The following is a 24,619-nucleotide window of genomic DNA, read 5'->3' on the forward strand; positions in this document are numbered from 1 at the left end:
GTTCGACTTGGTTGCCTCGTAGCTCGGGAGAAAAGAGATGAAGGCGCTGGTTTGGCACGGCAAGGAAGACATACGCTGCGACACCGTTACCGATCCGGAAATTCAGGACGCGCGGGATGCCATCATCAAAGTCACGAGCTGCGCCATCTGCGGCTCGGACCTGCACCTCTTTCACAATTACATTCCGGGCATGCTGCCCGGGGACATCATGGGCCACGAGACCATGGGCGAAGTGGTCGAGGTCGGCTCGGGCGTCGACGGCAAGCTGAAGAAGGGCGACCGCATCGTCGTGCCCTTCACAATCATTTGCGGCGAATGCGACCAGTGCAAGCGTGGCAATTTCTCGGTTTGCGAAACCACCAATCGCAAGAGTCATCTCGCTGAAAAAGCGTTTGGTCATTCGGGCGCCGGCCTGTTCGGCTATACGCACCTGACCGGCGGCTATCCCGGCGGCCAGGCCGAATATTTGCGCGTGCCGTTCGCTGACGCCACGCACATCAAGGTGCCCGCGGGCATTCCCGACGAGCAGTTGCTGTTTCTCAGCGACATCTTCCCGACCGGCTGGCAGGCCGCCGTGCAATGCGACATCGAGCCGACCGACACGGTCGCGATCTGGGGCTGCGGTCCCGTGGGGCAGATGGCGATCCGCAGCGCCATCCTGCTCGGCGCCAACCAGGTGATCGCGATCGATTGCCTGCCCGAACGGCTCAGCATGGCCGAAGCCGGCGGCGCCACCACCATCAACTTCGAAAAAGAAAGCGTCCTGGAGCGGCTCGAGGAGCTCACCGACGGCAGAGGCCCCGAAAAATGTATCGATTGCGTCGGGATGGAGTCGCATGTGATGGCTTCCCTGCCCGACACGCTGCTCGACCGCGCCAAGCAGATGGTCATGGTGGAGAGCGACCGGCCCCATGTGCTGCGCGAGATGATCTATGTCTGCCGGCCCGGCGGCATCATTTCGGTGGCAGGCGTGTACAGCGGATTCTCCGACATGCTGCCGATGGGCGCCTTCATGAACAAGGGCCTGACGATGCGCACCGGCCAGACCCACGTCAACCGCTGGACCGACGACCTGCTCCATCGCATCGAGGAAGGTCAGATCGATCCGTCCTTCGTCATCACCCACACCGTCCCGCTTAGCCAAGGCCCCGAGATGTACCAGGTGTTTCGCGACAAGCGCGACTCCTGCGTCAAGGTCGTGCTGAAGCCCTGAGGAGCAAGACCCATGTTTCATTTCTCCAACATCGTTCGCACCAAGGGCGACCCGAAAATCGTCGAGGGTGGCCCGAGCCTGAAGCGGCCCGAAGACCAGCTCGCCCGTGCGCTCGGCTGGTTCAGCATCGGTCTCGGCGTCGTGGAATTCTTCGCGCCGCGGCGCGTCACGGAAACGCTGGGCATGGAGGGCCATGAGACGCTGGTCCGCACCTTCGGCCTGCGCGAGATCCTGGCCGGGGTCATGACGCTCTCGGTCGAGAAGAACGCCGGCCTGTGGGCCCGCGTCGGCGGCGACGGCCTCGATGCCGCCGCGCTGCTCTCGGGGCTGACCGCGGACAATCCCAAAAAGGGCAATATCGCGCTGGCGCTGCTGATGGTCGGCGGCATCGCGATGCTCGATTACCGCGCCGCGCAGGACACCAAGCCGCAGCGGCCGCCGCGCGACGCACGGCGCAAGCTGTATCCGAACCGCAGCGGCTTTCCCAAGGGCATCGAGAGCGCCCGAACCGCGGCCAAGCAGATCGCAGCGCACGCCGCGACGGAACGGACCTGAGAACGCGCGACGAGGTGATGCAAGACAATGAGCGAAGCGTCCCGTAACGAAGGTGCGTGGTGGGAATCCGCCGTCATCTACGAAATCGCACTGATCTCGTTCCAGGACTCGGACGGCGACGGCAAGGGTGATCTCGCCGGCCTGACATCCCGCATCCACTATCTGAAATGGCTCGGCGTCGACGCGGTGTGGCTGACGCCGGTCTACAAGAGCCCGTTTCGCGACCTCGGCTACGACATCTCCGACTACTGCTCGATCGATCCTGCGTTCGGCAGCCTCGAGGCGTTCGACCGCCTGCTCAAGGCCCTGCACGCGGCGGATATCCGCGTGATCCTCGATCTCGTGCCCAATCATACCGCGAACGATCACGCATGGTTCATCGAGAGCAGCAGCTCACGGAACAGCGCGAAGGCCGATTGGTACATCTGGGCCGACGCAGCCGAGAACGGCGGCCCGCCCAACAACTGGCTGAGCCGCTTCGGCGGCAGCGGCTGGGAATGGTGCGAGGCGCGGCGGCAATATTACTATCACTCCTTCCTGGTCGAGCAGCCCGATCTGAACTGGCGCAACCCGCAACTGCGCGCCGCGATCGCCGACGTCATGCGCTTCTGGCTCGATCGCGGCGTCGACGGCTTTCGCGTCGATGCCAGCGCGGTCCTGATCAAGGACGCGCTGCTGCGCGACAATCCGCATAACCCGCAAGCGAAAGGCAAGCCGCCGCCGCAGCGCCAGACGCCCGTCTTTACCGACGACCGGCCGGAGACGATGGATTGCATCGAATTCATTCGCGAGGTGATCGACGGCTATCCAGGGCGGATGTTGTGCGGTGAAGTCCAAGGCAAGACCGACCGCATCGGCCACTTCTACGGCAACGACCGACCGCGCCTGCATCTGCCCCTCAATTTCGCACTGCTGGACTCGCAATGGGACGCGCTGTCCCTGCAAGCAACGATCGACGCGTATTTCAACGCCATCCCGGATCATGCATGGCCGGTCTGGGTGATCGGTGGTCACGACAAGCAACGGATCGCGAGCCAAATCGGCGAGCCGCAAATGCGCGTGCTGGCGATGCTGCTGATGACGCTGCGGGGAACGCCCTTCTTCTTCATGGGCGACGAGATCGGCCGCAAGCGCGTTCCCATTCCGCCCGACCGCGTCCACGATCCCTTCGAGAAGCTCGTGCCGGGGTATGGCCTTTGCCGCGATCCCGAACGCGCGCCGATGCGATGGGATGACAGCAGCAACGGCGGCTTTACAACCGGCGATCCATGGCTGCCGCTCGAGCCGCGCGACGGCGCGGCCAACGTGGCCGCGCAGCAGCGCGACCCACGTTCGATCCTGGCGCTGTTTCGCGCGCTGATGCGACTGCGGCGCGAGCGCGCGTGCCTGCGCCACGGCGGCTACGAGCCCCTACGCGCGCAGAACGACGTTCTTGCCTACAGGCGGACGGATGGCGGCAAGGAAATTCTGGTCGCGCTCAACATTGCCGCCGAGCCGCGGAAATTGCATTGGCAAGGTCGCGGCCGCCTGCTGATGTCGACGCATCTCGACCTGCCGTCCGAGCCGCTGCCGGACGCCTCCATCCTGCTCCGCGGCAATGAAGGCGTGATCATCGAACTCGAGCCACGGTGACGGCCGAGGAACCATCCGCGCGTCAGAGAGTCTCATCAACGCCTCCGACGTCCCCCCTGCCGGAGGCTGAATAGACGAAACCGCAGCCCCGGCGCTCACCCCCTTCAAGCGCCGGGGTGGCGGCGTCAGCCAGGAGGCGGATCATGAGCAAGACCAAGGGCCTCGGTCAGCGGATCGCCGGCAAGACGAAACAGGCCGTCGGCGAGATCGTCGGGGATCAGGATCTCCATGAGGAAGGCAAGCAGCAAGCGGAGCGCGGCCGGGACGAACAGAGCAAGCCGAGCGAGCTCAATCCGTTGAAGAAACTCAATCAGCTGACGTGAACGCCGCCGCGCCGTCAGCCATTTCCAAGTCAATTCGCACCGGTGATGAAGCCGCCTCACGGCGACGCTCGCGCTGGGTCGCCGCTGCCGAACTCGGCCTGGTCAGCAGCACCTTCTCGACCATCGTCAGCCAGCTGTTCGCCGCGCGCATCGGACGCGATGCCGCCGTCGACTGGATGACGGTCGCCGCCATCCCCGCGCGCGATTGGGCGATCAGCGCAGAGCCGTCGTGGAGCGCGATCCTTGTCGGGATCGCCTTCCACCAATGGGCGGACTTCTCCTGGGCGCTGGTGTTCTTCGGTGTGCTCGGGCGCTGGACCGCCGACCTGCGGCCGCTGACGATCCTGCTGCTCGCGCTGCCCTGGGCCGTGTTCTCGTCAAGCATGGAATGGTTCGTGCTGGTGCCCCTGTTTCCGTTTTGGCAACCGCTGTTCACGCTGCAGCAGCCCTACTGGATCGGCCTGCTCGTCCACGGCTCCTCGGCCGTGATGTACCCCCTGTTTGCCCGGCTGCGCTGGACCGGGGGAGCAGCACCCGCGCGCGATGTTCGCTTCACCAATGCCTGGATCACCGGCGCGCTGGCTTTGATCGCACTGCTCGGCGCGGCAGCCTTGTTCGGCAGCCATGGTTACGAGCCGCAGTGGGCGGGCCGCGACAGGGACGCGGACCAGACTTACATCCGTCACATGACTGCGCATCACGCCCAGGGCATCGCGCTGGCCCGGATCGCCACCGAGCGCGCGCAGGACCCGCATCTGCGAAAGCTGGCGATGCTGATGGTCGCAAGCCAGACCGGCGAGAACCGGATTTTCGAGACGTGGTGGCTGAGCTGGTTCGACACCGAGATGCCCGATTGCAGCTCGGACGAACGTGCCGCCATGCCGGGCTTCCTGACACAGGCCGAGATGCGACAGGTCAAGGCCGCGCCGGCGGACCAATTCGACACGGTGTTCGTCGAGACGATGAGCAAGCATCACGCAGGCGCGGTCAGGATGGCCGACCAGATGTGGCATAGCCGCGGCGATCTGCGCCTGCGTGTGATGGCCCACGCCATCCGCCATGAGCAACAGGGCGAGATCGCGCTGATGCACGGCGCCAGCGGCATTGCCGCCGTCGCCGCCGCCTTCCGCAACATGCTCGGCGACAATGTCAATTGAGCGGGTCGTGCCCTACTCGCGCCAGAACTCCGCCAATTCCTCGGCGGTCATCAGATCGACCTGGCCGTGAAAGCGGGTGCGATACATCGTCATCAGCGCATCATGGCCGACGTCGGACGAGCTGCACAGCGCATCCTCGACGATGACGACCCTGAAGCCGAGATCGACGGCGCTCAGGACCGTCGAGAGCACGCAGACGTCCGTCTCCGCCCCGGTGATGACGACCGTGCCGACGTTCTTGTCGATCAGCAGGCTCGCGAGGCCAGGATTGCTGAACGCGGAATAGGCCGGCTTGTCGATGACGGCAGCCGGCGGAACGAAGCGGCTCAGAGCCGGCACGAGTTCGAGGCCGGATGGCGGCAGATGTTTGCGGGTCGCTTCGCTCCAGCGACGAAAATAGCGCTGCCACTGTCCGGGACGATCTTCCGGATCTTCCGGCGTGATGAATCGCGTGAAGATCGTTCTGGCCTGATGGCGCGAAACGATCGAGGCGATCGTCGGCAACACTCGCGCCATCCATGGCGTCTCCCAAAGGCCCCCCGGAGCGAAGATGTTCTGCATGTCGATGCACAAGTGAACGGCGTCGCTGATGTCGGTCACGTCCGACGCGCTGTCTCTCATCGTCCTTCACTCCTGTGGGCGTGATCGACGGCGTTCACGACGCCGAGATCGGAGCCTCTCCGGCCTCGACGATCTCTGGAAGGATGTCCTTGAACAGACGCACCGGAATGGATTTTGCCGCAGGGACCTTGCTGCCCTCCGCGTAATGCCAGAGCGGAATGAGCACGTTGCACTCCGGATAATAAGCCGCAATGCTCCTGCGCGGGATGCCATAGGGGACGATTTGGAGTTCGCTCAGGCTGCGTTCGACACCGTCGCCCGCCCCCGTCACCAGCGTGACGGTATCTCCTGCTTTCAACCCGTCTCCCTCCATGTCGGCGGGATTCATGAACACGACGTAGCGGCCGCCCTCGATGCCGCGAAAGCGATCGCCTTCTGCGTAGATCGTCGTATTGAACTGCCCGTCCGCGCGCAGTGTCATCAGCTCATAGACGCCGTCGGTCTCGCGCGGCGGCGCGAAGGCCGACTTCGGAACGGTGAAGTTGGCCTTGCCGTTCGGGGTCTTCCACTTCCGCTCGCGCGCCGCGAGCGGCCGCGCAAAACCGCCGGGTTCGAACATGCGCGCATTGAAGTCCTTGAACTGGTCGGGATAGGTACGCTCGATGGCGTCCCGAACCCGCGAATAGTCGGCGACCCAGGCGTCCCAATCGATCTTGGGGTTGGGCTTCAACGTTGCCTTTGCCAGGGCGGCGACGATCGCCGGCTCCGACAGGAGATGGTCGGCCACCGGCTTGCGCTGGCCGCGCGATCCGTGAATGCAGGTGGTGGAATCCTCCATCGACACCGCTTGTGCGCCGCTGGCCTGCCGGTCGATCTCGATCCGGCCGAGGCACGGCAGCAGATAAGTGACCTCGCCCGGCACGAGGTGGGTCCGGTTGAGCTTGGTCGCGATCTGCACCGATAGGCGCAGGCCGGACCAGGCGGGCTCCATCAGGGACCGCTCCGGAACGGCGCGCAGGAAATTGCCGCCGAGGCCGACGAAGCCGCGAACGTCGCCTTTCAGAATACCCTGGCAGGCGTCGACGGTGGACAGTCCCTCCCACCGCGGCGGCTCGAAACCGTAAAGCTCCGCAAGCTTGTCGAGCGGCACCAGCTTGGTCTTCTCGGAGATGCCGACGGTGCGCTGGCCCTGCACGTTGGAGTGGCCCCGGATCGGCAAAATGCCCGCGCCCGGCTTGCCGATATTGCCGCGAAGCAGCAGCAGGTTGACGATCATCTTGTTCGTCTCGACGCCGTGCTTGTGCTGGGTGATGCCCATGCCGTAATTGGCGATCACAGCCTTGGCTTCCATATAGGTGTTCGCGGCTTCGCGCAGCGCACCGCGCGAAAGCCCCGAGGCCCGTTCGATCTCGTCCCAATCCTGTGTACGACAGAATGCGGCGAACTCCTCGAAGCCGGCCGTGTGCTGCTGGATGAATTCGACATCCACCACGCGCGCAGCTTCATTCTTGCGCGCGAGGTCGTCCGCCTCGATCACCCATTTGCAAATCCCGACGATCGCCGCAGCATCACCGCCGACCCGCACCTGATAATATTGCGAGCTGATGCGCGTGCCGCCGGCGATCATCTGGACCGGATTTTGCGGATTGACGAAACGCTCCAGGCCGCGCTCGCGCAGCGGATTGAAAGATATGATCGGCACGCCGCGCTGCGCCGCCTCCTGGAGCGGATGCAGCATGCGCGGCGCATTGGTGGTCGTGTTGTGGCCGAAGAAGAAGATGCAACCGGTAGTCTCGAAATCCTCCAGCAGAACGGTCCCGACCGGAACTCCGATCACCTCCGGCAGCGCCACCGACGTGGTTTCGTGGCACATGTTCGAGCTGTCGGGGAAATTGTTGGTGCCGTACATGCGGCCGAATAATTGGTACATGTAGCTGGTTTCGAGCGAGGCACGTCCAGACGTGTACATCACGACCGAACGGGGATCGAGCCGGTTCAGCTCGGCGCCGATAGCCGCAAAGGCCTCCTCCCAGTCGACCGGCAGATATTTGTCGCTTGCCCTGTCGTAACGCATCGGCGTCGTCAGGCGCCCCTGCTCCTCCAACTGATGATCGGACCAAGTTCGTAGTTCAGCCAGCGTATGTTGCGCAAAGAACTCCGGTGTCACGGTCTTGCGCGTAATCTCCCAGGCGGTCGCCTTGGCGCCGTTTTCGCAGAACTCGAACGGACGCGGCTTGGCCGGCTTGGCCCAGGAGCAGCTCACGCACATGAATCCGTCCGGCTTGTTCTGCTTGAGCAGGATCTCGCTGCCGAGAATGGCGACCTCTTCCTGTGTCAGGATATTGGCAACGGCTTTGAGCGAGCCCCAGCCGCCTGCCGGCGCATCATAGTTCTCGACCTTTGCCTTTTGCCGCATGGCGTTTCCTTCAATCGCAAGCCCTGCACGCAAAACCCGAGATGGGATGGCAAGTTCCAAGCGTTCGGAACCTTGCTCCGGTTCGTGCGTCGATGAATCGACGTAGGACGAACACCCATGCACGGCTCTCGATCCGGCGCACACGATCGCGCATCCATGCCCACGGCATCCGTGAGAATGCCCCGGCTGACGTCGAGCGGAACGCGGGATGAGCGGATGCTGGCGGAGGAATGTCCCGTGGCACTCGTCTACGACGGAACGACCGTCGCCGTTGTGATGGCAACGCCCGCCGATCTGACCGATCTTGCTGTGGGATTCAGCCTGACCGAAGGGATCATCGGGGACATCGGCGAGATCGAGGAGCTCACGGTCGTTCCCGGTCGCGACGGCATCGAACTGCGGCTATGGCTGCGAACGAACGCCGGGCGCCGCCTGAAGGAGCGCCGGCGACATCTGGTCGGGCCGACGGGTTGCGGCCTGTGCGGCATCGACAGCTTGCGGGAAGCCGGGCGGATCGTTCAGTGCGTCGAGCAGCCAGCGAACCTCACGGCGGAGCAGATCAGCACGGCCGTCGCAACCCTCAGCGAGTCACAGATCCTCAACCACAAGACACGCGCCGCTCACGCCGCGGGTTTTTTCGAGCCAGTCGGCAAGACCATGACGGTGCGCGAGGACGTGGGGCGCCACAACGCCCTCGACAAGCTTGCCGGCGCTCTCGCGACGGAAGGAGCATCCGGCCGCGCTGGCGCCGTCATTCTCACCAGCCGGATTTCGGTCGAGATGGTGCAAAAAACCGCCGCGATCGGCGCCGGCGTCGTCGTTGCCATGTCTGCACCGACCGCGCTCGCAGTCCGAACGGCCGAAGCCAGCGGGATCACGCTTGTCGGCATAGCGCGGGGCGACGAATTCGAGATCTTCAGCCATCCGGCGAGGGTGTTTAAGCACGCCGCCACGCAGATCGAGCCGGAGTCTCGACCGCAGGCAAACTAAGGGAACCCGGACGTGAGGGCATAGCGAACTTCGCCAGGCAACTTCATGCCCGATCGCGCCGAAGGAGCGAACCCTCGGCCGCGAGATCGAACATCGAAGACTTGGGGAGGCCCCGTTCCAGGTCCGCAGCGCGAACAGGGCGGGCACCGAAAATCGCGAAACAATCTTTCGCGTGTCTGTTTGCTTGGTGCGCTCGGAGGGACTCGAACCCCCACGATTTTACTCACTGCCACCTCAAGGCAGCGCGTCTACCAATTCCGCCACGAGCGCTTTGGGGATGCCGGCTTGAGGCTTGAAGGCCAACCGGATCAACGGCGCCGATCTAACAAATCCGTCAGAGGGGTACAAGCCTCCAAAGGCCCTGAATTCCACAAGCTTGGCGGGAAAGTTCCGGCTCCTTGCGCCGGGATCGGCCTTTTCCGCCTGCCCGGCCGCTACTGCGTGCCCAGGCCGCGACGCGTGCCCGGGCCGCGACGCCTGCCGGGCCGCTACCGTGTGCCCGGGACACGTGGCAGCATCTGCTTGACCTCGACCGCGATGCGGTTGCGGTCGACCAGCACGACCCCGGAGGCGACCGGCAAATTATTGGCCAGAACCTTGACCTCGTCGGCCTCGGTTGCGTCCAGCTCGATGATGGCGCCGCGGGAAAGACGCAATACCTGATGGATCGGCATGGTCGTCGTCCCGAGGACGACCATGAGGTCCACGGTGACTTTGTCGAGAGTAGGCACTTCAGCACCACCGCAACTTGGGACTAGGACTAGGGACTGGTATTTGCTCCTGGGATCATCACCCGGTTATGGTTAGCCAATGGTTAATTCGCCCCAACACCCCCGCCAAGAGCTCGATTTGACGCCGTTTTCCGCTTCCACCGGCGAGCCGGTGGAATGGCGGATTTCGGACGCGCCGGTGCCCTATCCGGAGGCGGTCGCCGAAATGGAGGCGCGCGTCGCGGCGATCGCGGCCGGTGCAGCCCCGGAGCTGGTCTGGCTGCTGGAGCACCCCCCGCTCTACACGTCCGGCACCTCGGGCAAGACCACCGACCTGCTCGATGCCCGATTCCCGACCTTTGCCACCGGGCGCGGCGGCCAGCTCACCTATCACGGGCCCGGCCAGCGCGTGGCCTATGTCATGCTTGACCTGAAGCGCCGCCGGCCGGATGTCCGGGCCTATGTCGCGAGCCTGGAGGAGCTGATTGTGCAGACGCTCGCCGCCTTCAACATCCGTGGCGAGCGGCGCGAGGACCGGGTCGGCGTCTGGGTCAAGCGGCCCGACAAGGGACCCGAGCACGAGGACAAGATCGCCGCGATCGGCGTCCGGCTGAAGCGCTGGGTCTCGTTTCACGGCATTGCCATCAATGTCGAGCCGGAGCTGTCACATTTCGCCGGCATCGTGCCCTGCGGCGTCGCCGATCCCCGCTACGGCGTCACCTCGCTGGTCGATCTCGGCCAGCTCCTGACGATGAGCGATGTCGACGTGGCGCTTCGGCAAGCCTTCGAGGAGCTGTTCGGGCCGACCCAGGCGCTGATGCCGGAAGCAGCGGCCTAACTTCGGTCTCCCTCATTCTCGGCAAACCCGGAATCAGCTACCCTCGATTCCGGTGTCGCCCACGCCTCCCCCCTCCGCCGGGAAAGCAGATGTCATGCCGGGCGAATTGATCATCGGACCGACTGTTCGAGCGCCAAGGCATAAGGAGGGGTTGCGCTTCAGCTCGCAATGGGAGGTTTTTGCGATGAGACTGTCTGCACCCATTTATCATCTGAAACGAAAAGCGAAGCGCTTGTCCCGCGAGGTAGGCATCCCGCTGCACGATGCGCTCGACCGCGTCGCTGCGACGCAAGGCTTTTCCGCATGGAGCCTGCTCGCGGCGAAAGCGGCCACAGCGACGCCGGCCAACCGGCTTTTCCCGCAATTCCAACCGGGTGACCTGGTGCTGGTGGGCGCGCGTCCCGGCCAGGGCAAGACCCTGATGAGCCTCGGGCTTGCCGTAGAGGCGATGCGGTCGGGCCACCGCGCCGCGTTCTTCTCGCTCGAATACACCGAGAAAGACGTTCTGGATCGCTTTCGGGCGATCGGCGTGGATCTGGCGGGGTTCGAAAAACTCTTCGAGGTCGATTGCTCCGACGCCATCAGTGCCGACTACGTCGTCAAGCAGATGGCCGCAGCACCGCGCGGCACGGTCGTGGTGATCGACTATCTGCAGCTGCTGGACCAGCGGCGGGAAAATCCCGACCTCACCGTTCAGGTGCGCGCGTTGAAATCATTCGCGCACGACAAGGGATTGATCGTCGTCTTCATCTCGCAGATCGACCGTTCCTATGATTCCTCGCTCAAACCCTGCCCTGACCTGGACGATGTCAGGCTGCCGAACCCGCTCGACCTGAAGCTGTTCGACAAGACCTGTTTCCTGAACAAGGACGAAGTTCAGTTTCGCATAGCGAGCTGACGATCCCTGGCAACGGTTCAGGCCGCGGGTGCGGTTATTCACCCGCGGCCTCCTCCTCACGCCTTCTCCGGCGAAACCTCGAGCTTGCCGGCGATGTAGCGCCGCTCCTGGGTCAGGCCGCCAAAGCCATAGGCGTCGCCCTTGACCTCGTCGACATGCAGATAGGTCTCGTGATGCAGCGGGCCCAGGATCCCGGCCATGCGCTGGAACATCGCGGCGAGATAGGCGGCCTTCTCGTCCTTTGTGTTGGTGCCTTCGCTGACGTGAATGTCGATCCAGTAGCTCGCGAGCTTTTGCTCTGCGAGCGACTTGCCGCCAGCGAACCAGTCGCTCGCCTCCACCGACTTCACGATAATGGCCGTGACCTCAGGGTCCTTGTGCAGGATTTTTGCGGTGAGCTCGGATACGGCGCTCGCGATGTCGGCCTTCAGCGGCGGCGACTGGCGCGGGGTGGTGTAGGACACGGTGATCAGCGGCATGGTCGTTCTCCTCGGATGTCGCGCAGGTGTTGCGCGGCGTTGGTGAGAAGCTAGACCCGCCCTCGACATTTTGGTATCTTATCTCTGTTGATACCAGTGATAAGAAATCGTAATGATAGCAACGCTCGACATCGCCACCGTCCAGGCCTTCCTGCTGGTCGCCGACCTCCAGAGTTTCACGCGGACCGCCGAAGCGCTCGGCACGACCCAGGCGGCTGTCAGCCTCAAGCTGCAACGGCTGGAGACGCTGCTGGGAAAACGTCTCGTCGAGCGCTCGCCGCGCGCGGTCCGGCTCACGGCAGACGGCGCGACGTTCCTGGAGCGCGCCCGCGCGCTGATCGCGGCGCATGACCGCGCGCTATTGGGCGAGGCCTCGGTCGCGCAGTCGCTCTCGCTCGGCATCTCCGACCATGCTGCGGGGCCGGAGCTGGTACCCCTGCTCGAACGCCTGCATGCGATGTCGTCGAACCTCACGCTTGCCGTCATCATCGGCTTCTCGCGCGAGATGCAGGAGGCCTATGATGCGGGCCGACTGGATGCGGTGATCGTCCGCCAGGAAGGCAGCCGGCGCGGCGGAGAGACGCTGGCCGAGGACGAATTCGGCTGGTTCGCGTCACGACGCTTCACCGTGCTAAAGGGGCAGCCTTTGCCGCTCGCGACGCTCGCCCCGCCCTGCGGCGTCCGCGCCATCGCTGTGCGCGCGCTCGACAAGGCCGGCCTGAAATGGCGTGAGCGCTTCGTCGGCGGCGGCGTCACCGCCGTGGTTGCAGCCGCGCTCGCCGGACTTGCAATCGCGCCGCTGGCGCGACGGATCGCGCCGGTAGGCCTGGTCGACGTCGGCCCCGCCCACAAGCTGCCGAAACTCGGCAGCTCAAAGGTGATGCTCCATTCGAAGGTCAGCGATCCCGCAAAGCTGGCGGCGCTGCGTGCGGTGGCGGCGACGTTCCGTAGCGTGGCGGCGGTCTGACGCGCACGGCTTTCCGGCTCGAATGCGGGCGAGCGTCTGCTGGCTCGCGTCCTGCATACGGACGCGCAATGTTGCCTAAAAATGTTCCAACCTCCGGGAACAATCCGCCACCTACTGCGTTTGCCCCCGTTGAGGCAGGGTCCGGGAATGGTCGAGAAGTCTAGTCAGCAGAGGGATTTGTTCGAAAGCGAACGCAGTTTCCGCCTGTTAGTTGAAGGAGTTGCGGACTACGCACTCTACATGCTGGATCCCACCGGGAGAATCACCAGCTGGAACATTGGCGGCGAGCGCATCAAGGGCTATTCACCCGGGGAGATCCTCGGCCAACACTTTTCCCGGTTCTACACCGAGACCGACCGCGCCAACGGCAAGCCCGCCCGTGCGCTCGGCATCGCGCGGGAAAAGGGCCGCTACGAGGAGGAAGGCTGGCGCGTCCGCAAGGACGGCACCTTCTTCTGGGCCAGCGTCGTGATCGATCCGATCTACGAGGCCGGCGAGCTGGTCGGCTTCGCCAAGATCACGCGCGACATCACCGAGCGGCGCAATACCCAGCTCAAGCTCGAGGCGATGCAGAAGCAGCTCGCCGAATCCCAGAAATTCGACGCGCTCGGTCAGCTCACCGGCGGGGTCGCCCACGATTTCAACAACCTCCTGATGATCATCAGCGGCAGCCTCCACATGCTGAAACGAGGGGCCGACGACGAAGCCAAGCTTCAGCGCGCGATCTCGGCCATCGAAACCGCTACCAGGCGCGGCGCCGCGCTAACCAACCAGCTCCTCACCTTCGCGCGGCGGCAGAGCGTCAATCCGCAGGCGATCGACTTCGCCGACCGCATCGCGGCGATCCGCGAGGTACTCGATGCCGGCGTCGGCAGCTCCGTGCGCCTGGCTTTCGACGTCAGCGACGACGTCTGGCCGATCAGGACCGACGTTTCCGAGCTCGAGACCGCGCTGCTCAACCTTGTCATCAATGCCCGCGACGCGATGCCCGACGGAGGCACGGTGACGATCGCAGCGCGCAATCTCGTGCTCGACGAGGACCCCCTCGTGGGCGAATTCATCGCGATCGACGTCACCGATACCGGCCTCGGCATTCCCTCCGACGTTCTCGACAAGATCTTCGAGCCGTTCTTCACGACCAAGGCGATCGGAAAAGGCACTGGCCTCGGTCTCTCCCAGGTGCACGGCTTCGCCCATCAGGCCGGCGGCACGGTCCGGGTCGCGAGCGCGCTCGGCAAGGGCACGACCTTCACCATCCTGCTGCCGCGCGGAGAAGACGAGCCATCGCGTGAGGCGGCGGGAGAACCGGCGTTCCAAGGCAGCGGCACGGTGCTGCTGGTCGAGGACAATCCGGACGTCGCCGCCGTCAGCATCGGCCTTCTAGAGCAGCTCGGCTATCAGGTGCGCCGGGTCGCGGACGCCGAAGCCGCCTTGAGCGAGATCGAGAAGAACGGCGTCGACTTCGTGTTCTCGGATATCGTCATGCCCGGCAAGATGGACGGGCTCAGCCTCGCCCATCACCTCCGCCAGATCCGCCCCGGCCTGCCGATTCTGCTCGCCACCGGCTACAGCGAAGTCGCCGCAGGCGTGCGCGGCGATTTCCCGATCCTGCGCAAGCCCTACGAGATCCACGAATTGAGCGAAGCGATCGCCAAGCTGCCGCGGTGATTCTTTAGCTACACCGTCGGCAACACCGAAAACGCCTCGCCTGCTCGGCGCAAGTTCAGTTCATCGACGTCGGCCGTCTCGCTGGTGACGCTGTCGACGCGCGAGGACGGCGGGCCGTGGCGGCACAGCGCAACCATGTCCGCGACGTGCTTCGGCGGCCCCGCGAACAGCGCTTCGACGCTGCCGTCACGGCGGTTGCGGACCCAGCCTTCGAGACCGCACGTCGTCGCCTGATACTCGAGCCAGGCCCGGTAGCCTACCCCCTGCACGCGGCCGCGGATCATGACCTGGAGGATCGCCCGGCTCATTGTTTCAGTCCGAGGACATCGGCGCTCCGCGCCTTGACGTCGGCCTCCCGCGTGACGCGGCTGGTCAAGTCCGACGATGGGAGACCTTTGAGATTCTTCGGCGCAGTGCCGTCGCGTAGCGCCTTCTGCGTCTCGTAGACGGCCTGCGTTGCGGCCGCGATCGGCGCGTGGCCCTGAAGCGCGATGCGCACGCGCTGGCCAGCGAGGTATTCGAGCACGTTCAACTCCTCCGGCGCGCCGCCGAGCACGATCGGCAGGCGCGTCGCAGACACGATGGCCTCGAGCTCGGCGCGCGACTTGATGCCGGTGAAGAACAGCGCGTCGACGCCGGTAGCCTCATAAGCTCTGGCGCGGCGGATCGCATCCTCGATCGAGGTGATCGAGGCCGCACCGGTGCGGCCCATGATGACGAGCGAGGGGTCGCCGCGGCCGTCGAGTGCCGCCTTCATCTTGCCGACGCCCTCCTCGAGCGAGATCAGCTGCGTCTTCGCTTCGCCGAAGCCAGCCGGCAGCAGCGTGTCCTCGATGGTGAGGCCGGCGGCGCCCGCCGTTTCCAGCTCCTGCACCGTGCGACGCACGTTGAGCGCGTTGCCATAGCCGTGATCGGCATCGACCAACACCGGAAGCGCTGCAGCACGCGACATCCGCCGCATCTGCTCGGCAAGTTCCGTGAGCGTGATCAGCGTGATGTCGGGGTCGCCGAGCACCGCGAGCGAAGCTACCGAGCCGCCGAACATGCCGAGCGGGAAACCGAGATCCTCGGCGATGCGGATCGAGATAGCGTCGTAGACCGAGCCGGGATGGACGCACGTCCCGCCCGACAGGATTGATCGCAGTTTTTCGCGGCGGGAACGAAAGGCCATGGTGATGTCTCGGTTAGGTCACGGACGCCGCAGCATACTCCGTCATTGCGAGCGAAGCGAAGCAATCCAGAAATGCATCCGCAGAGACAGACTGGATTGCTTCGTCGCGGAGCCTGTCATCGGGCCGCGCTTCGCGCGGACCCGGTGGCTCCTCGCAATGACGTTACGCAAACTCCAAAATCAGCGCATCCACCGCGAGCGTCGCGCCGGCGCTGGCGTGGATCTTCTTCACCGTGCCGTCCTGCTCGGCGCGCAGAACGTTCTGCATCTTCATGGCTTCGACCACCGCGAGCGTCTCGCCGGCCTTGACCTCCTGCCCTTCGGTCACCGCGATCGAGACCACGAGACCGGGCATCGGACAAAGCAGCTTCTTGCCGGTGTCGGCAGCCGTGGTCACCGGCATCAGCCGCGCCGAGGCAGCTTCCGCTTCGGTCCAGACATAGACCGGCACCTCGACGCCCTGATGCCCGAGGCGGATACCGTTCGCGATCGGGCGCACCTGCACCGCGACGACATGCCCGTCGATGGTGCCCTGCCAGACAGGATCGCCCGGCTTCCACGGCGACTGCAACAGATGCGCATTGCCGGTCTTGCCGTCAGCATTGACGAAACGCACCGCGACCGCCTCGCCCTCGCGCGCGATCTCCAGCAGGATCTCCTGGCGGTCGAGCCAGACCGCACGGCGACGCTCGCGCTGCACGATGCGGCCGCCCATCTGCCCCGAGATCTGCCGCTTGCGCTCGCCGAGCACGTGATCGATGGCGGCGCCGACCGCAGCGAGCCGCCGTGCGACCTCGCCTTCAGGCACCCGCACGGCAAAGCCCTTGGGGAATTCCTCGGCGATGAAGCCGGTGGAGAGCCGGCCTTCGCGCCAGCGCGGATGATGCATCAGCGCCGACAGGAACGGGATGTTGTGGCGGATACCGTCCACATAGAACGAGTCCAGCGCAGTGGCCTGCGCCTCGATCGCGGCGGCGCGCGACGGCGCGTGGGTGACGAGCTTGGCGATCATCGGATCGTAATGGATCGAGATCTCGCCGCCCTCCTGCACGCCGGTGTCGTTGCGCACGGTGATGCCGTCCTGGCTCGCTTCCGCCGGCGGACGGTATTTCACCAGGCGCCCGATCGAGGGCAGGAAGTTGCGGAACGGGTCCTCCGCGTAGAGGCGCGACTCCACTGCCCAGCCGGTCAGCGTGACGTCCTTCTGCGCAATGGCGAGCTTCTCGCCGGCGGCGACGCGGAGCATCTGCTCGACGAGGTCGACGCCGGTGACCAGCTCGGTGACAGGATGCTCGACCTGGAGGCGCGTGTTCATCTCCAGGAAGTAGAAGCTCTTGTCCTGCCCCGCGACGAATTCGACGGTGCCGGCGGAGTCGTAATTCACCGCCTTGGCGAGTGCGACCGCCTGCTCGCCCATCTTACGGCGGGTGGCTTCGTCGAGCAGCGGCGACGGCGCTTCCTCGATGACCTTCTGGTTGCGGCGCTGGATCGAGCATTCGCGCTCGCCGAGATAGATCACGTTGCCGTGCTTGTCGCCGAGCAGCTGGATCTCGATATGGCGGGGATCGACGATGAACTTCTCGATGAAGACCCGGTCGTCACCGAACGAGGCCTTGGCCTCCGCCTTGGCGAGGTTGAACCCTTCGGCGACCTCGGAGGTCGAATGCGCGATGCGCATGCCCTTGCCGCCGCCGCCGGCGGAGGCCTTGATCATCACGGGATAGCCGATCTCGTCAGCGATCTTGACCGCGTGCGTAGCGTCCTCGATGACGCCGAGATAGCCGGGCACGGTCGAGACTTTTGCCTTCGCGGCAGCCCTTTTGGATTCGATCTTGTCGCCCATCGCCGCGATCGCGCCCGGGTTGGGGCCGATGAAGACGATGCCGGCCGCCTCCAGCGCGCGCGGAAACGCCTCGCGCTCGGACAGGAAGCCGTAACCGGGATGCACGGCCTCGGCGCCGGTCTTGCGGCAGGCCTCCACGATCTTCTCGATCACCAGATAACTCTCGGCCGCAGCCGGCGGGCCGATCAGCACGGCCTCGTCGGCCATCTCGACATGGAGAGCGTCGCGGTCGGCCTCGGAATAGACCGCGACCGTCTGAACTCCCATGCGGCGAGCGGTCTTGATGACCCGGCAGGCGATTTCGCCGCGATTGGCGATCAGAATGCGTTTGAACATGCTTTTCTTGAGTCTCGACCTTGGGCGGGACCCTTCCCTGGCCGTTGGAGCCTATGGGAGGGGCCGTGTGGCTCCCGTGGTACATCAAAATAGGCTGGAGGCAACGGTCAAAATCCGGCCCCTCTGGCGTACCAGCGCAAGACCGAAGCAAGACCGAAACGGGCCTGACAGGCCCCGGACGGCCTACGGCTTCCCGGCCTTGCCCACGTTCCGGACCAGGCCGTGAATGAAGCCGAGCTTGTCGACAACGACCGGCGAGAGGATGAACGGATAGAGATCGCGCATGCCCATGGCGCGGTTGACGCTGTTCATGGCGAAGGTGAAGGGCAGCCATGCGTTGACGATGGCCTCGACGTCCCTCGCTTCGTACGGGTTGAAGCGGATGCGCGCCGTCAACTCCCCGTCGCGGTCCACCTTGGGCCGCACCTCCATGCCGAACTCGCTAGCCATCTCCAGAGTGTCGACGATGTGAAGATAGTGCGCCCAGGTCTCGGCGAAATCTTCCCAGGGATGCGTGGTCGCGTAGGCAGAAACGTAGTTCTGCTGCCAGTCCGGCGGGGCGCCTTCGGCATAGTGGCGCTGCAAGGCCTGACCGTAATCGGCGGAATCGTCGCCGAACACGGCGCGGCATTCGTCCAGCATGCCGCCGTCGCGCACCAGCACGTCCCAGAAATAGTGCCCGACCTCGTGGCGGAAATGCCCGAGCAGCGTCCGGTAGGGCTCGCCCATCTCCAGCCTGCGCCGCTCGCGCTCGATGTCGTCGGCCTCGGTCAGCGCGATCGTGATCAGGCCGTTGTCGTGGCCGGTCAGGACCTTCTGCCCGCTCTGCGGATCGTCGGCGAGGAAATTGAAGATCAGGCCATGTTCGGGATTGTCCTGCCGGGTCTGGAGCGGCAGCTTCCAGCGGATCAGGGAATAGAACAGCCGGTGCTTCGCCATCTCCAGCTCGCGCCAGCCGGCGAGTTGCGCCTGATCCGACAGATCCGGCACGACGCCGTTATGCCGGCAGGCGCGGCAATAGCCGGTGGTATCACCTGCATCCGTCAGCCAGTTGCAGGAATCATATTCGGCATTACGGCACGGCATGCGTCCGCTGCCCTTGTCGGCGAGCGTGGCCCAGACCTCTCCGTCGGGCTCGATCGCCGACATCGTCTCCTTCTCCGGCAGGAACGCGACCCGATGGCCGCAGCGTTCACAGGTGCGGTTCTCGAAATAGAGGACGTTGCCGCAGGCCTGGCAGACAAAAAGCTTCAAGATTTAGCCTCTTCGGAAAGGGAGCTTTTGGGAATGACAGTTGTGGCGCCTCGCGGATACGCGCGCGGCGGGCTCATCGTTCCAATGTTCGGAACAAATAGCCAGACTTGGCGTTCGCTCATGCCCACCATACTGCATCCGGCGACGCCTTTCTTTCCATATTCCCTCTGAGCAATGGCCATCGCGCTACGTCTGTGTGAATATCGGTCCGCCACGTGCGCTCTCGCATCACAACGGCCAACGCCTTGAACGATCCTTTGCCCGAGACCATCGCCGCCGAAAAGCTGCGCCAGCACCTGGAAGATGTTGCGCGCGAGCGCGACAACGCCTATCGCGCGCTCCAGGAGCGCGAAGCCGAACTTGCGCGCATCCAGCGCATCGGCAAGGTCGGCGGTCTCGAAGTCGATTTCCGCGAAGGCTTCAAGAACCGCCGTTCGCCGGAATATCTGATGCTTCACGGCCTGCCGCCGGAAGCTGCCGACGAGTCGCACGAGGACTGGATCAATCGCATTCATCCCGGCGACCGGGACGCTACGGTGAAGCACTTCATCGAAGCGCTGTCCGGCACCAGTGAGGACTATACCGCAGAATACCGCATCATCCGCCCCAGCGACGGCGAGACCCGCTGGATCCGCGTCGTCGCCAAGATCGAGCGGGACGGTGGCGGCCGCGCCCTTCGCCTCGTCGGCGCCCATATCGACGTCACCGACCAGATGCTGGTGCGTGAGACCCTGCGCGAGAGCGAAGAGCGCTTCCGGCTGATCGCCGACAGCGCCCCGGTGCCGATCTGGGTCACCAAACTCGACCGCACACGGTCCTTCGCCAACCAGGCCTATGTCGATTTCGTCGGCCTGCCCTACGACCAGGCCATTGCCTTCGACTGGCGCAAGGTGCTGCATCCGGACGACCTGCCCCACGTGCTACAGCAATCCGTTCAGGGCGAAGCATCACTCAAACCGTTCGTGCTGGAAGCCCGCTACAAGAACGCCGCCGGCGAATGGCGCTGGCTGCGTTCGGAATCGCAGCCGCGCTGGGACCCGACCGGCAGGCATATCGGCTTCATCGGCGTTGCCCATGACATCACGGTGGCCAAACAGGCCGAGATCGAGCTCCGGCAGCTCAACGAGACGCTGGAAGAACGCATCGTCCAGCGCACCGCCGAACTCGAATCCAACGAGGCGCGGCTGCGCGCCATCCTGGAGACCAGCAACCAGTATCAGGGCCTCGTCAATCTCAGTGGCGAGCTGCTTTACGCCAACACGACCGTGCTCGACGCCATCAAGGCGAGCCCTGCGGATGTGATCGGAAAGCCGTTGTGGCAGACGCCCTGGTTCAGCACGACGGAGGGCATGGGCGCACGAGTGCGCGAGGCCTTCGACACCGTGCTCAAGGGCGAAGCCGTGCGGATGGAGATGCGCCTGCGCCTTCCCATCGGGGAGCGCGATTTCGAGTTCGGCATGCGCCCGGTGCTCGACCGCCACGGCAACATCACCGGCGCGGTGCCTGAGGCTGTGGACATCACCGAGCGTCGCCGCGGCGAGGAAGCGTTGCGGCAATCGCAGAAGATGGAGGCGATCGGCCAGCTCACTGGCGGCGTCGCGCACGACTTCAACAATCTGCTCACCATCATCCGCTCGGCCACCGATTTCCTGCGCCGCCGCGAGCTGCCGGAGGAGCGCCGTCGCCGCTATGTCGATGCTATCTCGGACACCGTCGAGCGCGCCTCCAAGCTGACCGCCCAGCTGCTGGCGTTTGCGCGCCGGCAGCCGCTGAAACCGCAGATCTTCAACGTCGGCAGCCAGGTTGAAGGGGTCGCGCAGCTGGTCCGGCCGCTGGTCGGTGGCCGCATCGAAATTGCGGTGGAGGTTCACGATGGCGACTGCTTCACGGTCGCCGATATCGCGCAATTCGAGACCGCGCTGATCAACCTCGCCATCAACGCCCGCGACGCCATGGACGGCGAAGGCCGTCTCACCATTGCGGTCCGGAAAGTTCAGGGAATCCCCGACCTCCGCACGCAACCGGCGCGCGGCGGCGACTATGTCGCGATCTCCGTTGCCGACACTGGCAGCGGCATCGCGCCCGAAAACATCGAAGCCATCTTCGAGCCGTTCTTCACCACCAAGGAGGTCGGCAAGGGCACCGGCCTCGGCTTGAGCCAGGCCTTCGGCTTCGCAAAGCAGTCCGAGGGCGACATCGCCGTGACGAGCACCCATGGTGAAGGCGCGACCTTCACCATCTATCTGCCGCGGGCGCACAGCCCCGCGACAGATCAGGAAGCCGCGGCGCTGACCTATGAGGCCGCGGCCACCGGGCGCGGCTATCGCGTGCTCGTGGTGGAAGACGACGACGAGGTCGGCCGGTTCTCCACCGAGCTGCTGGAAGACCTCGGCTATGTCGTCCGCCGCGCCGCCAACGCCAATGCGGCGCTCGCCATTCTCGGCGAGAACGAGTTCGCCGTCGATCTCGTTTTCTCCGACGTCATCATGCCCGGCATGAACGGCGTCGAGCTCGCCGGCATCATCCGCGAACGCTATCCGGGCCTGCCCGTCGTGCTCACCTCTGGTTACAGCAACGTTCTCGCCGAGAACGCCGATCGCGGTTTCGAGCTGATCCAGAAGCCGTATTCGGTCGAAGCCCTGTCGCGCATCTTGCGCAAGGCAATCACGGCAAAGCCGTCGATGGCGCGATGAGTGTTATGGTCGCACGAAGCTGCCACAAACTCCGTAGTTGCGAGCGCAGCGAAACAATCCAAAATCTTTCCGCGGAAACAGTCTGGATTGCTTCGTCGCTGTGCTCCTCGCAATGACGGCGCTATCGCGCCGCTCCAACCCAACGGGCTTTTGAACAACATTGTGGACTGAAACTCGGGCCGAGACGCGGCAATCGCAGATAGCCGTCCGCGCTCGCGGGGGGAAGACATCGACATCGGCTTCCGCTATCGCTGCCGAATGAACCGACACATCTCAAGGATCGAACGTGCCGTCTAACGCCATCTGGGCCTGGAGCATCATCGTCGTCGCGACCGCAGGCGTCATCATCCGGCCCTTTCGCCTGCCGGAGGCGATCTGGGCCATCATCGGCGCCAGTGCGCTCGTGCTGTTCGGTCTGCTGCCCTGGCGGGATGCGCTCACCGGCATCGAGAAAGGCGTGGATGTCTATCTTTTCCTGATCGGCATGATGCTGATCGCCGAGCTGGCGCGGCTCGAAGGCCTGTTCGACTATCTCGCAGCGCTCGCCGTGGAACATGCCGGCGGCTCGCCGCAGCGGCTGTTCCTGCTGATCTACATTGTCGGCACGCTCGTCACCGTCCTGCTCTCGAACGACGCCACCGCGATCGTGCTGACCCCCGCCGTCTATGCCGCGACGCGTGCGGCCGGCGCCAAGCCGCTGCCTTATCTCTTCGTCTGCGCCTTCATCGCCAATGCCGCGAGCTTCGTGCTGCCGATCTCCAACCCCGCCAATCTCGTCGTGTTCGGCGCCCACATGCCTGCGCTCACCGAATGGCTGCGGCTGTTCGCCCTGCCCTCGGCGGCCTCGATCCTGCTGACTTATGTCGTGCTGCGCCTGACCCAGCACCGCGCCCTGAAGGAAGAGACGATCGCGCGCAGAGTGCCGCATCCCAAGCTCGGCCGCGGCGGCAAGCTGACGGCCATCGGCATCGTGGCGATCGGCGTCGTGCTGGTCACGGCCTCCGCGTTGGACAAGCAATTGGGCCTGCCGACCTTCGTTTGCGGCGTGGTGACAGCCGCAATCGTGCTGCTGCTCAACCGGCAATCGCCGCTCCCCGTGCTGCGCGGCGTCTCCTGGAGCGTGCTGCCGCTGGTCGGCGGATTGTTCGTGATGGTGGAAGCGCTGATCAAGACCGGCGTGATCGGGCAGCTCAGCGCGCTGCTGCATGAAGCTGTCGGACAATCCGTGACGAAGGCGGCCTGGAGCGTCGGCATCGCCACCGCGGTCGCCGACAACATCGCCAATAACCTTCCCGTCGGTCTCGTTGCCGGCTCGGTCGCCGCCAGCGATCACTTGCCCGCGCCGGTCGTGAGCGCCATCCTGATCGGCGTCGATCTCGGTCCCAATCTGTCGGTGACCGGTTCGCTCGCCACCATCCTGTGGCTGGTGGCGCTGCGGCGGGAGAAGATCGAAGTCGGCGCCTGGCCGTTCCTCAAGCTCGGACTGCTCGTGACGCCGCCGGCCCTGATCGCGGCCTTGGCGGCCGCGATCAGGTAACTTGCGAGATCAGTCGTTCTCGTAGCCGTAGACTTCCGGCAGGATGAAGATTGCGGCAAGCAATCCGATCAGCGGGAAGATCGCGACGAACAGCGTGGCATTCGCCTGCCCAATCGCCGCGAACAACGACGGGAACAGGAAGATCGCGAGGAACGACGGCAGCTTCACGAACATGTAGGCGAAGCCGCTGGCGGTGCCGCGATATTTCGGCTTGGCGACCATGGTCGGGATCGTCATGCAGTTGGAGGCATCCCAATAATGGCCCCACAGCATCGCGGCAGCCGCGAACGGCAGCAGGATCTTGTTGTCGGTGTAGAGCGCGAAGGCCGCGACCAGCAGCGAGACCAGCACGATCGAGAAGCCCGCGATCGAGATGCCGCGGTGGCCGATTTTCGGGGTCAGCAGCGGACCGACCCAGCCCGACACGGCAGCGAAGGAGAACAGCGCCATCGTCACCAGATTGATGCCGAGCACGCTCGACACGCCGACCATCACGAAGAGCACCGGCAGGTAGAACGCGAAGGTCGAGAACTCGCTGGCCTGCGCGAAGCAGGCGATCCAGCCGTAGATCGTGGCGCGCCAGCGGATCGGATCCTTCTTGAGGTCGGCGAGGAAGTCGCGGGTGGACACCTTGGGCACCTCCACGTCATGGTCCGGCAGCATGGCGAGGTCGTCGTTGAACATCTCGCGCGCGACCTGCTTGGCCTCGCGGTAGCGTCCCTTCTGCACCAGCCAGACCGCCGTCTCCGGCACGTCGTGCCGCATGATCAGGATGATCAGCGCCGGCAGCGCGCCGAGGCCGAGCGTCACCCGCCATAGCGTTTCGTGGTTGATGTCGAGCAGCAGGAAGATCACGATGACGCCGATCGTCAGGACCTCACCGACCGCGAACATGAATTGCCAGCGGTTGCCCATGACTTCGCGCTCACCCTTGGCCATGGATTCCATGATGTAGGTGTAGCCGGTCGAGATGTCCGAACCGAGCGGAACGCCGAGCAAGAAGCGGATCACGACGAGCCAGAACACATTGGGCACGAAGGCCTGCGCCAGCGCCAGCACGATGAACAGCACCATCGTCACCAGGAACATGACGCGGCGGCCGATCTTGTCGGAGAGCCAGCCGCCGAGCAGCGCACCGATCAGGGCGCCGCCTTGCGTACCGGCCGCGGCCAGGCCCAGCATCAGCGGATCGGGATTGAACTGCTCCTTGATGAAGATCAGCACGAAGGCGATCGAATAGAGATCCCAGGCTTCGACCAGGATCGAGGCCATCATCAGCCAGCCGACCTTGTTGCCCTTGGGACTGTAGTTCGTGATGAGGTAGCGGACCGCGGCTTCGCTCGCGGTCGGTTGTGGCATCGCCATCGTCGACATCTTT

21 protein-coding genes and 1 tRNA gene are annotated in these 24,619 nt (G+C 64.7%); 12 read left to right on the forward strand and 10 right to left on the reverse strand.

What is annotated here, in order from left to right; translation table 11 throughout:
* The first annotated feature begins 37 nt into the window (after positions 1 to 37).
* The 5 genes from ACFQX9_RS06395 (at position 38) to ACFQX9_RS06415 (ending at position 4,880) form a co-directional block, all read left to right on the forward strand.
* A complete protein-coding gene (locus ACFQX9_RS06395) occupies positions 38 to 1,213 on the forward strand; it encodes a zinc-dependent alcohol dehydrogenase (RefSeq protein ID WP_085351352.1) in 1,176 nt (391 codons plus the stop codon).
* A 12-nt stretch (positions 1,214 to 1,225) separates the two neighbouring features.
* Entirely contained in the window at positions 1,226 to 1,768 is a 543-nt protein-coding gene (locus tag ACFQX9_RS06400) for a hypothetical protein (RefSeq protein WP_204511419.1), read from the forward strand.
* A 27-nt stretch (positions 1,769 to 1,795) separates the two neighbouring features.
* Positions 1,796 to 3,400, forward strand: coding sequence for an alpha-amylase family glycosyl hydrolase (locus ACFQX9_RS06405; RefSeq protein WP_377787264.1), 1,605 nt, complete (start codon positions 1,796 to 1,798; stop codon positions 3,398 to 3,400).
* A 143-nt stretch (positions 3,401 to 3,543) separates the two neighbouring features.
* Entirely contained in the window at positions 3,544 to 3,723 is a 180-nt protein-coding gene (locus ACFQX9_RS06410; RefSeq protein WP_018455222.1) for a hypothetical protein, read from the forward strand.
* Complete coding sequence (locus ACFQX9_RS06415) at positions 3,720 to 4,880, forward strand: DUF305 domain-containing protein (RefSeq protein WP_018455223.1); 1,161 nt, start codon at positions 3,720 to 3,722, stop codon at positions 4,878 to 4,880. The genes ACFQX9_RS06410 and ACFQX9_RS06415 overlap by 4 nt, the downstream gene beginning before the upstream one ends.
* Positions 4,881 to 4,892: 12 nt before the next feature.
* Here the strand turns inward: ACFQX9_RS06415 and ACFQX9_RS06420 are convergent, their stop codons facing one another.
* Positions 4,893 to 5,501: a cysteine hydrolase family protein gene (locus ACFQX9_RS06420; RefSeq protein WP_377787266.1), complete on the reverse strand. Its 609-nt coding sequence runs from the start codon at positions 5,499 to 5,501 to the stop codon at positions 4,893 to 4,895.
* 34 nt (positions 5,502 to 5,535) lie between these two features.
* Positions 5,536 to 7,857 carry an FdhF/YdeP family oxidoreductase gene (locus ACFQX9_RS06425; RefSeq protein WP_377787268.1) on the reverse strand — a complete coding sequence of 774 codons (2,322 nt, stop codon included), beginning with the start codon at positions 7,855 to 7,857 and terminating at the stop codon, positions 5,536 to 5,538.
* A gap of 216 nt (positions 7,858 to 8,073) precedes the next feature.
* On the opposite strand from ACFQX9_RS06425, the gene fdhD reads away from it, so the two are divergent.
* Positions 8,074 to 8,847, forward strand: a complete 774-nt coding sequence (gene fdhD, locus ACFQX9_RS06430) for a formate dehydrogenase accessory sulfurtransferase FdhD (RefSeq protein WP_377787271.1) — start codon at positions 8,074 to 8,076, stop codon at positions 8,845 to 8,847.
* Positions 8,848 to 9,032: 185 nt separating this feature from the next.
* Here fdhD and ACFQX9_RS06435 read toward each other — a convergent pair.
* Positions 9,033 to 9,117: transfer RNA gene (locus ACFQX9_RS06435), tRNA-Leu, on the reverse strand.
* A gap of 218 nt (positions 9,118 to 9,335) precedes the next feature.
* Positions 9,336 to 9,578 (reverse strand): FliM/FliN family flagellar motor switch protein, encoded by a 243-nt coding sequence (locus ACFQX9_RS06440; RefSeq protein WP_085351347.1) that lies wholly within the window; start codon positions 9,576 to 9,578, stop codon positions 9,336 to 9,338.
* 79 nt (positions 9,579 to 9,657) lie between these two features.
* Between ACFQX9_RS06440 and lipB the strand changes: the two genes are divergently transcribed.
* On the forward strand, positions 9,658 to 10,395 hold the full coding sequence (gene lipB, locus ACFQX9_RS06445; protein ID WP_085351346.1) for a lipoyl(octanoyl) transferase LipB: 738 nt from the start codon (positions 9,658 to 9,660) through the stop codon (positions 10,393 to 10,395).
* A gap of 184 nt (positions 10,396 to 10,579) precedes the next feature.
* Positions 10,580 to 11,293 (forward strand): DNA helicase, encoded by a 714-nt coding sequence (locus ACFQX9_RS06450; protein WP_247371855.1) that lies wholly within the window; start codon positions 10,580 to 10,582, stop codon positions 11,291 to 11,293.
* A gap of 56 nt (positions 11,294 to 11,349) precedes the next feature.
* On the opposite strand, the gene ACFQX9_RS06455 is transcribed toward ACFQX9_RS06450, so the two are convergent.
* Positions 11,350 to 11,772 carry a 4-oxalocrotonate tautomerase family protein gene (locus ACFQX9_RS06455; protein ID WP_018455230.1) on the reverse strand — a complete coding sequence of 141 codons (423 nt, stop codon included), beginning with the start codon at positions 11,770 to 11,772 and terminating at the stop codon, positions 11,350 to 11,352.
* A gap of 112 nt (positions 11,773 to 11,884) precedes the next feature.
* Between ACFQX9_RS06455 and ACFQX9_RS06460 the strand changes: the two genes are divergently transcribed.
* Together ACFQX9_RS06460 and ACFQX9_RS06465 are read left to right on the forward strand one after the other, a co-directional pair.
* Positions 11,885 to 12,739: a LysR family transcriptional regulator gene (locus ACFQX9_RS06460; protein WP_377787276.1), complete on the forward strand. Its 855-nt coding sequence runs from the start codon at positions 11,885 to 11,887 to the stop codon at positions 12,737 to 12,739.
* 147 nt (positions 12,740 to 12,886) lie between these two features.
* Positions 12,887 to 14,407, forward strand: coding sequence for a PAS domain-containing sensor histidine kinase (locus tag ACFQX9_RS06465; RefSeq protein WP_085351344.1), 1,521 nt, complete (start codon positions 12,887 to 12,889; stop codon positions 14,405 to 14,407).
* An 8-nt stretch (positions 14,408 to 14,415) separates the two neighbouring features.
* Here the strand turns inward: ACFQX9_RS06465 and ACFQX9_RS06470 are convergent, their stop codons facing one another.
* The 4 genes from ACFQX9_RS06470 to ACFQX9_RS06485 form a co-directional block, all read right to left on the reverse strand.
* Positions 14,416 to 14,715 carry an acylphosphatase gene (locus ACFQX9_RS06470; RefSeq protein WP_007603158.1) on the reverse strand — a complete coding sequence of 100 codons (300 nt, stop codon included), beginning with the start codon at positions 14,713 to 14,715 and terminating at the stop codon, positions 14,416 to 14,418.
* Positions 14,712 to 15,578 carry an oxaloacetate decarboxylase gene (locus ACFQX9_RS06475; protein WP_018455234.1) on the reverse strand — a complete coding sequence of 289 codons (867 nt, stop codon included), beginning with the start codon at positions 15,576 to 15,578 and terminating at the stop codon, positions 14,712 to 14,714. Before ACFQX9_RS06475 ends, ACFQX9_RS06470 begins: the two co-directional genes overlap by 4 nt.
* A gap of 163 nt (positions 15,579 to 15,741) precedes the next feature.
* Positions 15,742 to 17,757, reverse strand: a complete 2,016-nt coding sequence (locus ACFQX9_RS06480; RefSeq protein WP_377787283.1) for an acetyl-CoA carboxylase biotin carboxylase subunit — start codon at positions 17,755 to 17,757, stop codon at positions 15,742 to 15,744.
* A 183-nt stretch (positions 17,758 to 17,940) separates the two neighbouring features.
* Positions 17,941 to 19,011: a putative zinc-binding metallopeptidase gene (locus ACFQX9_RS06485; protein WP_018455236.1), complete on the reverse strand. Its 1,071-nt coding sequence runs from the start codon at positions 19,009 to 19,011 to the stop codon at positions 17,941 to 17,943.
* 215 nt (positions 19,012 to 19,226) lie between these two features.
* Here ACFQX9_RS06485 and ACFQX9_RS06490 point away from each other — a divergent pair, with 215 nt between their 5' ends.
* Both ACFQX9_RS06490 and ACFQX9_RS06495 read left to right on the forward strand, forming a co-directional pair.
* The gene (locus tag ACFQX9_RS06490; RefSeq protein WP_018455237.1) at positions 19,227 to 21,704 is read left to right on the forward strand and encodes a PAS domain S-box protein; all 2,478 of its coding nucleotides are present in this window, start codon (positions 19,227 to 19,229) and stop codon (positions 21,702 to 21,704) included.
* A gap of 286 nt (positions 21,705 to 21,990) precedes the next feature.
* Complete coding sequence (locus ACFQX9_RS06495; RefSeq protein ID WP_018455238.1) at positions 21,991 to 23,241, forward strand: arsenic transporter; 1,251 nt, start codon at positions 21,991 to 21,993, stop codon at positions 23,239 to 23,241.
* Positions 23,242 to 23,250: 9 nt separating this feature from the next.
* Here the strand turns inward: ACFQX9_RS06495 and ACFQX9_RS06500 are convergent, their stop codons facing one another.
* The gene (locus tag ACFQX9_RS06500; protein WP_085351341.1) at positions 23,251 to 24,615 is read right to left on the reverse strand and encodes an MFS transporter; all 1,365 of its coding nucleotides are present in this window, start codon (positions 24,613 to 24,615) and stop codon (positions 23,251 to 23,253) included.
* Positions 24,616 to 24,619: the final 4 nt, after the last annotated feature.

This window comes from Bradyrhizobium sp. GCM10028915, assembly GCF_042666195.1.
Lineage (GTDB): Bacteria > Pseudomonadota > Alphaproteobacteria > Rhizobiales > Xanthobacteraceae > Bradyrhizobium > Bradyrhizobium canariense_D.

Coding starts and splice junctions, on each gene's coding strand:
- ACFQX9_RS06450 (WP_247371855.1), top strand. CDS start 10,580: ATGAGACTGTCTGCACCCATTTATCATCTGAAACGAAAAGCGAAGCGC.
- ACFQX9_RS06480 (WP_377787283.1), bottom strand. CDS start 17,757: ATGTTCAAACGCATTCTGATCGCCAATCGCGGCGAAATCGCCTGCCGG.
- ACFQX9_RS06420 (WP_377787266.1), bottom strand. CDS start 5,501: ATGAGAGACAGCGCGTCGGACGTGACCGACATCAGCGACGCCGTTCAC.
- ACFQX9_RS06400 (WP_204511419.1), top strand. CDS start 1,226: ATGTTTCATTTCTCCAACATCGTTCGCACCAAGGGCGACCCGAAAATC.
- ACFQX9_RS06395 (WP_085351352.1), top strand. CDS start 38: ATGAAGGCGCTGGTTTGGCACGGCAAGGAAGACATACGCTGCGACACC.
- fdhD (WP_377787271.1), top strand. CDS start 8,074: ATGCTGGCGGAGGAATGTCCCGTGGCACTCGTCTACGACGGAACGACC.
- ACFQX9_RS06460 (WP_377787276.1), top strand. CDS start 11,885: ATGATAGCAACGCTCGACATCGCCACCGTCCAGGCCTTCCTGCTGGTC.
- lipB (WP_085351346.1), top strand. CDS start 9,658: ATGGTTAATTCGCCCCAACACCCCCGCCAAGAGCTCGATTTGACGCCG.
- ACFQX9_RS06410 (WP_018455222.1), top strand. CDS start 3,544: ATGAGCAAGACCAAGGGCCTCGGTCAGCGGATCGCCGGCAAGACGAAA.
- ACFQX9_RS06470 (WP_007603158.1), bottom strand. CDS start 14,715: ATGAGCCGGGCGATCCTCCAGGTCATGATCCGCGGCCGCGTGCAGGGG.
- ACFQX9_RS06405 (WP_377787264.1), top strand. CDS start 1,796: ATGAGCGAAGCGTCCCGTAACGAAGGTGCGTGGTGGGAATCCGCCGTC.
- ACFQX9_RS06455 (WP_018455230.1), bottom strand. CDS start 11,772: ATGCCGCTGATCACCGTGTCCTACACCACCCCGCGCCAGTCGCCGCCG.
- ACFQX9_RS06465 (WP_085351344.1), top strand. CDS start 12,887: ATGGTCGAGAAGTCTAGTCAGCAGAGGGATTTGTTCGAAAGCGAACGC.
- ACFQX9_RS06500 (WP_085351341.1), bottom strand. CDS start 24,615: ATGTCGACGATGGCGATGCCACAACCGACCGCGAGCGAAGCCGCGGTC.
- ACFQX9_RS06425 (WP_377787268.1), bottom strand. CDS start 7,857: ATGCGGCAAAAGGCAAAGGTCGAGAACTATGATGCGCCGGCAGGCGGC.
- ACFQX9_RS06475 (WP_018455234.1), bottom strand. CDS start 15,578: ATGGCCTTTCGTTCCCGCCGCGAAAAACTGCGATCAATCCTGTCGGGC.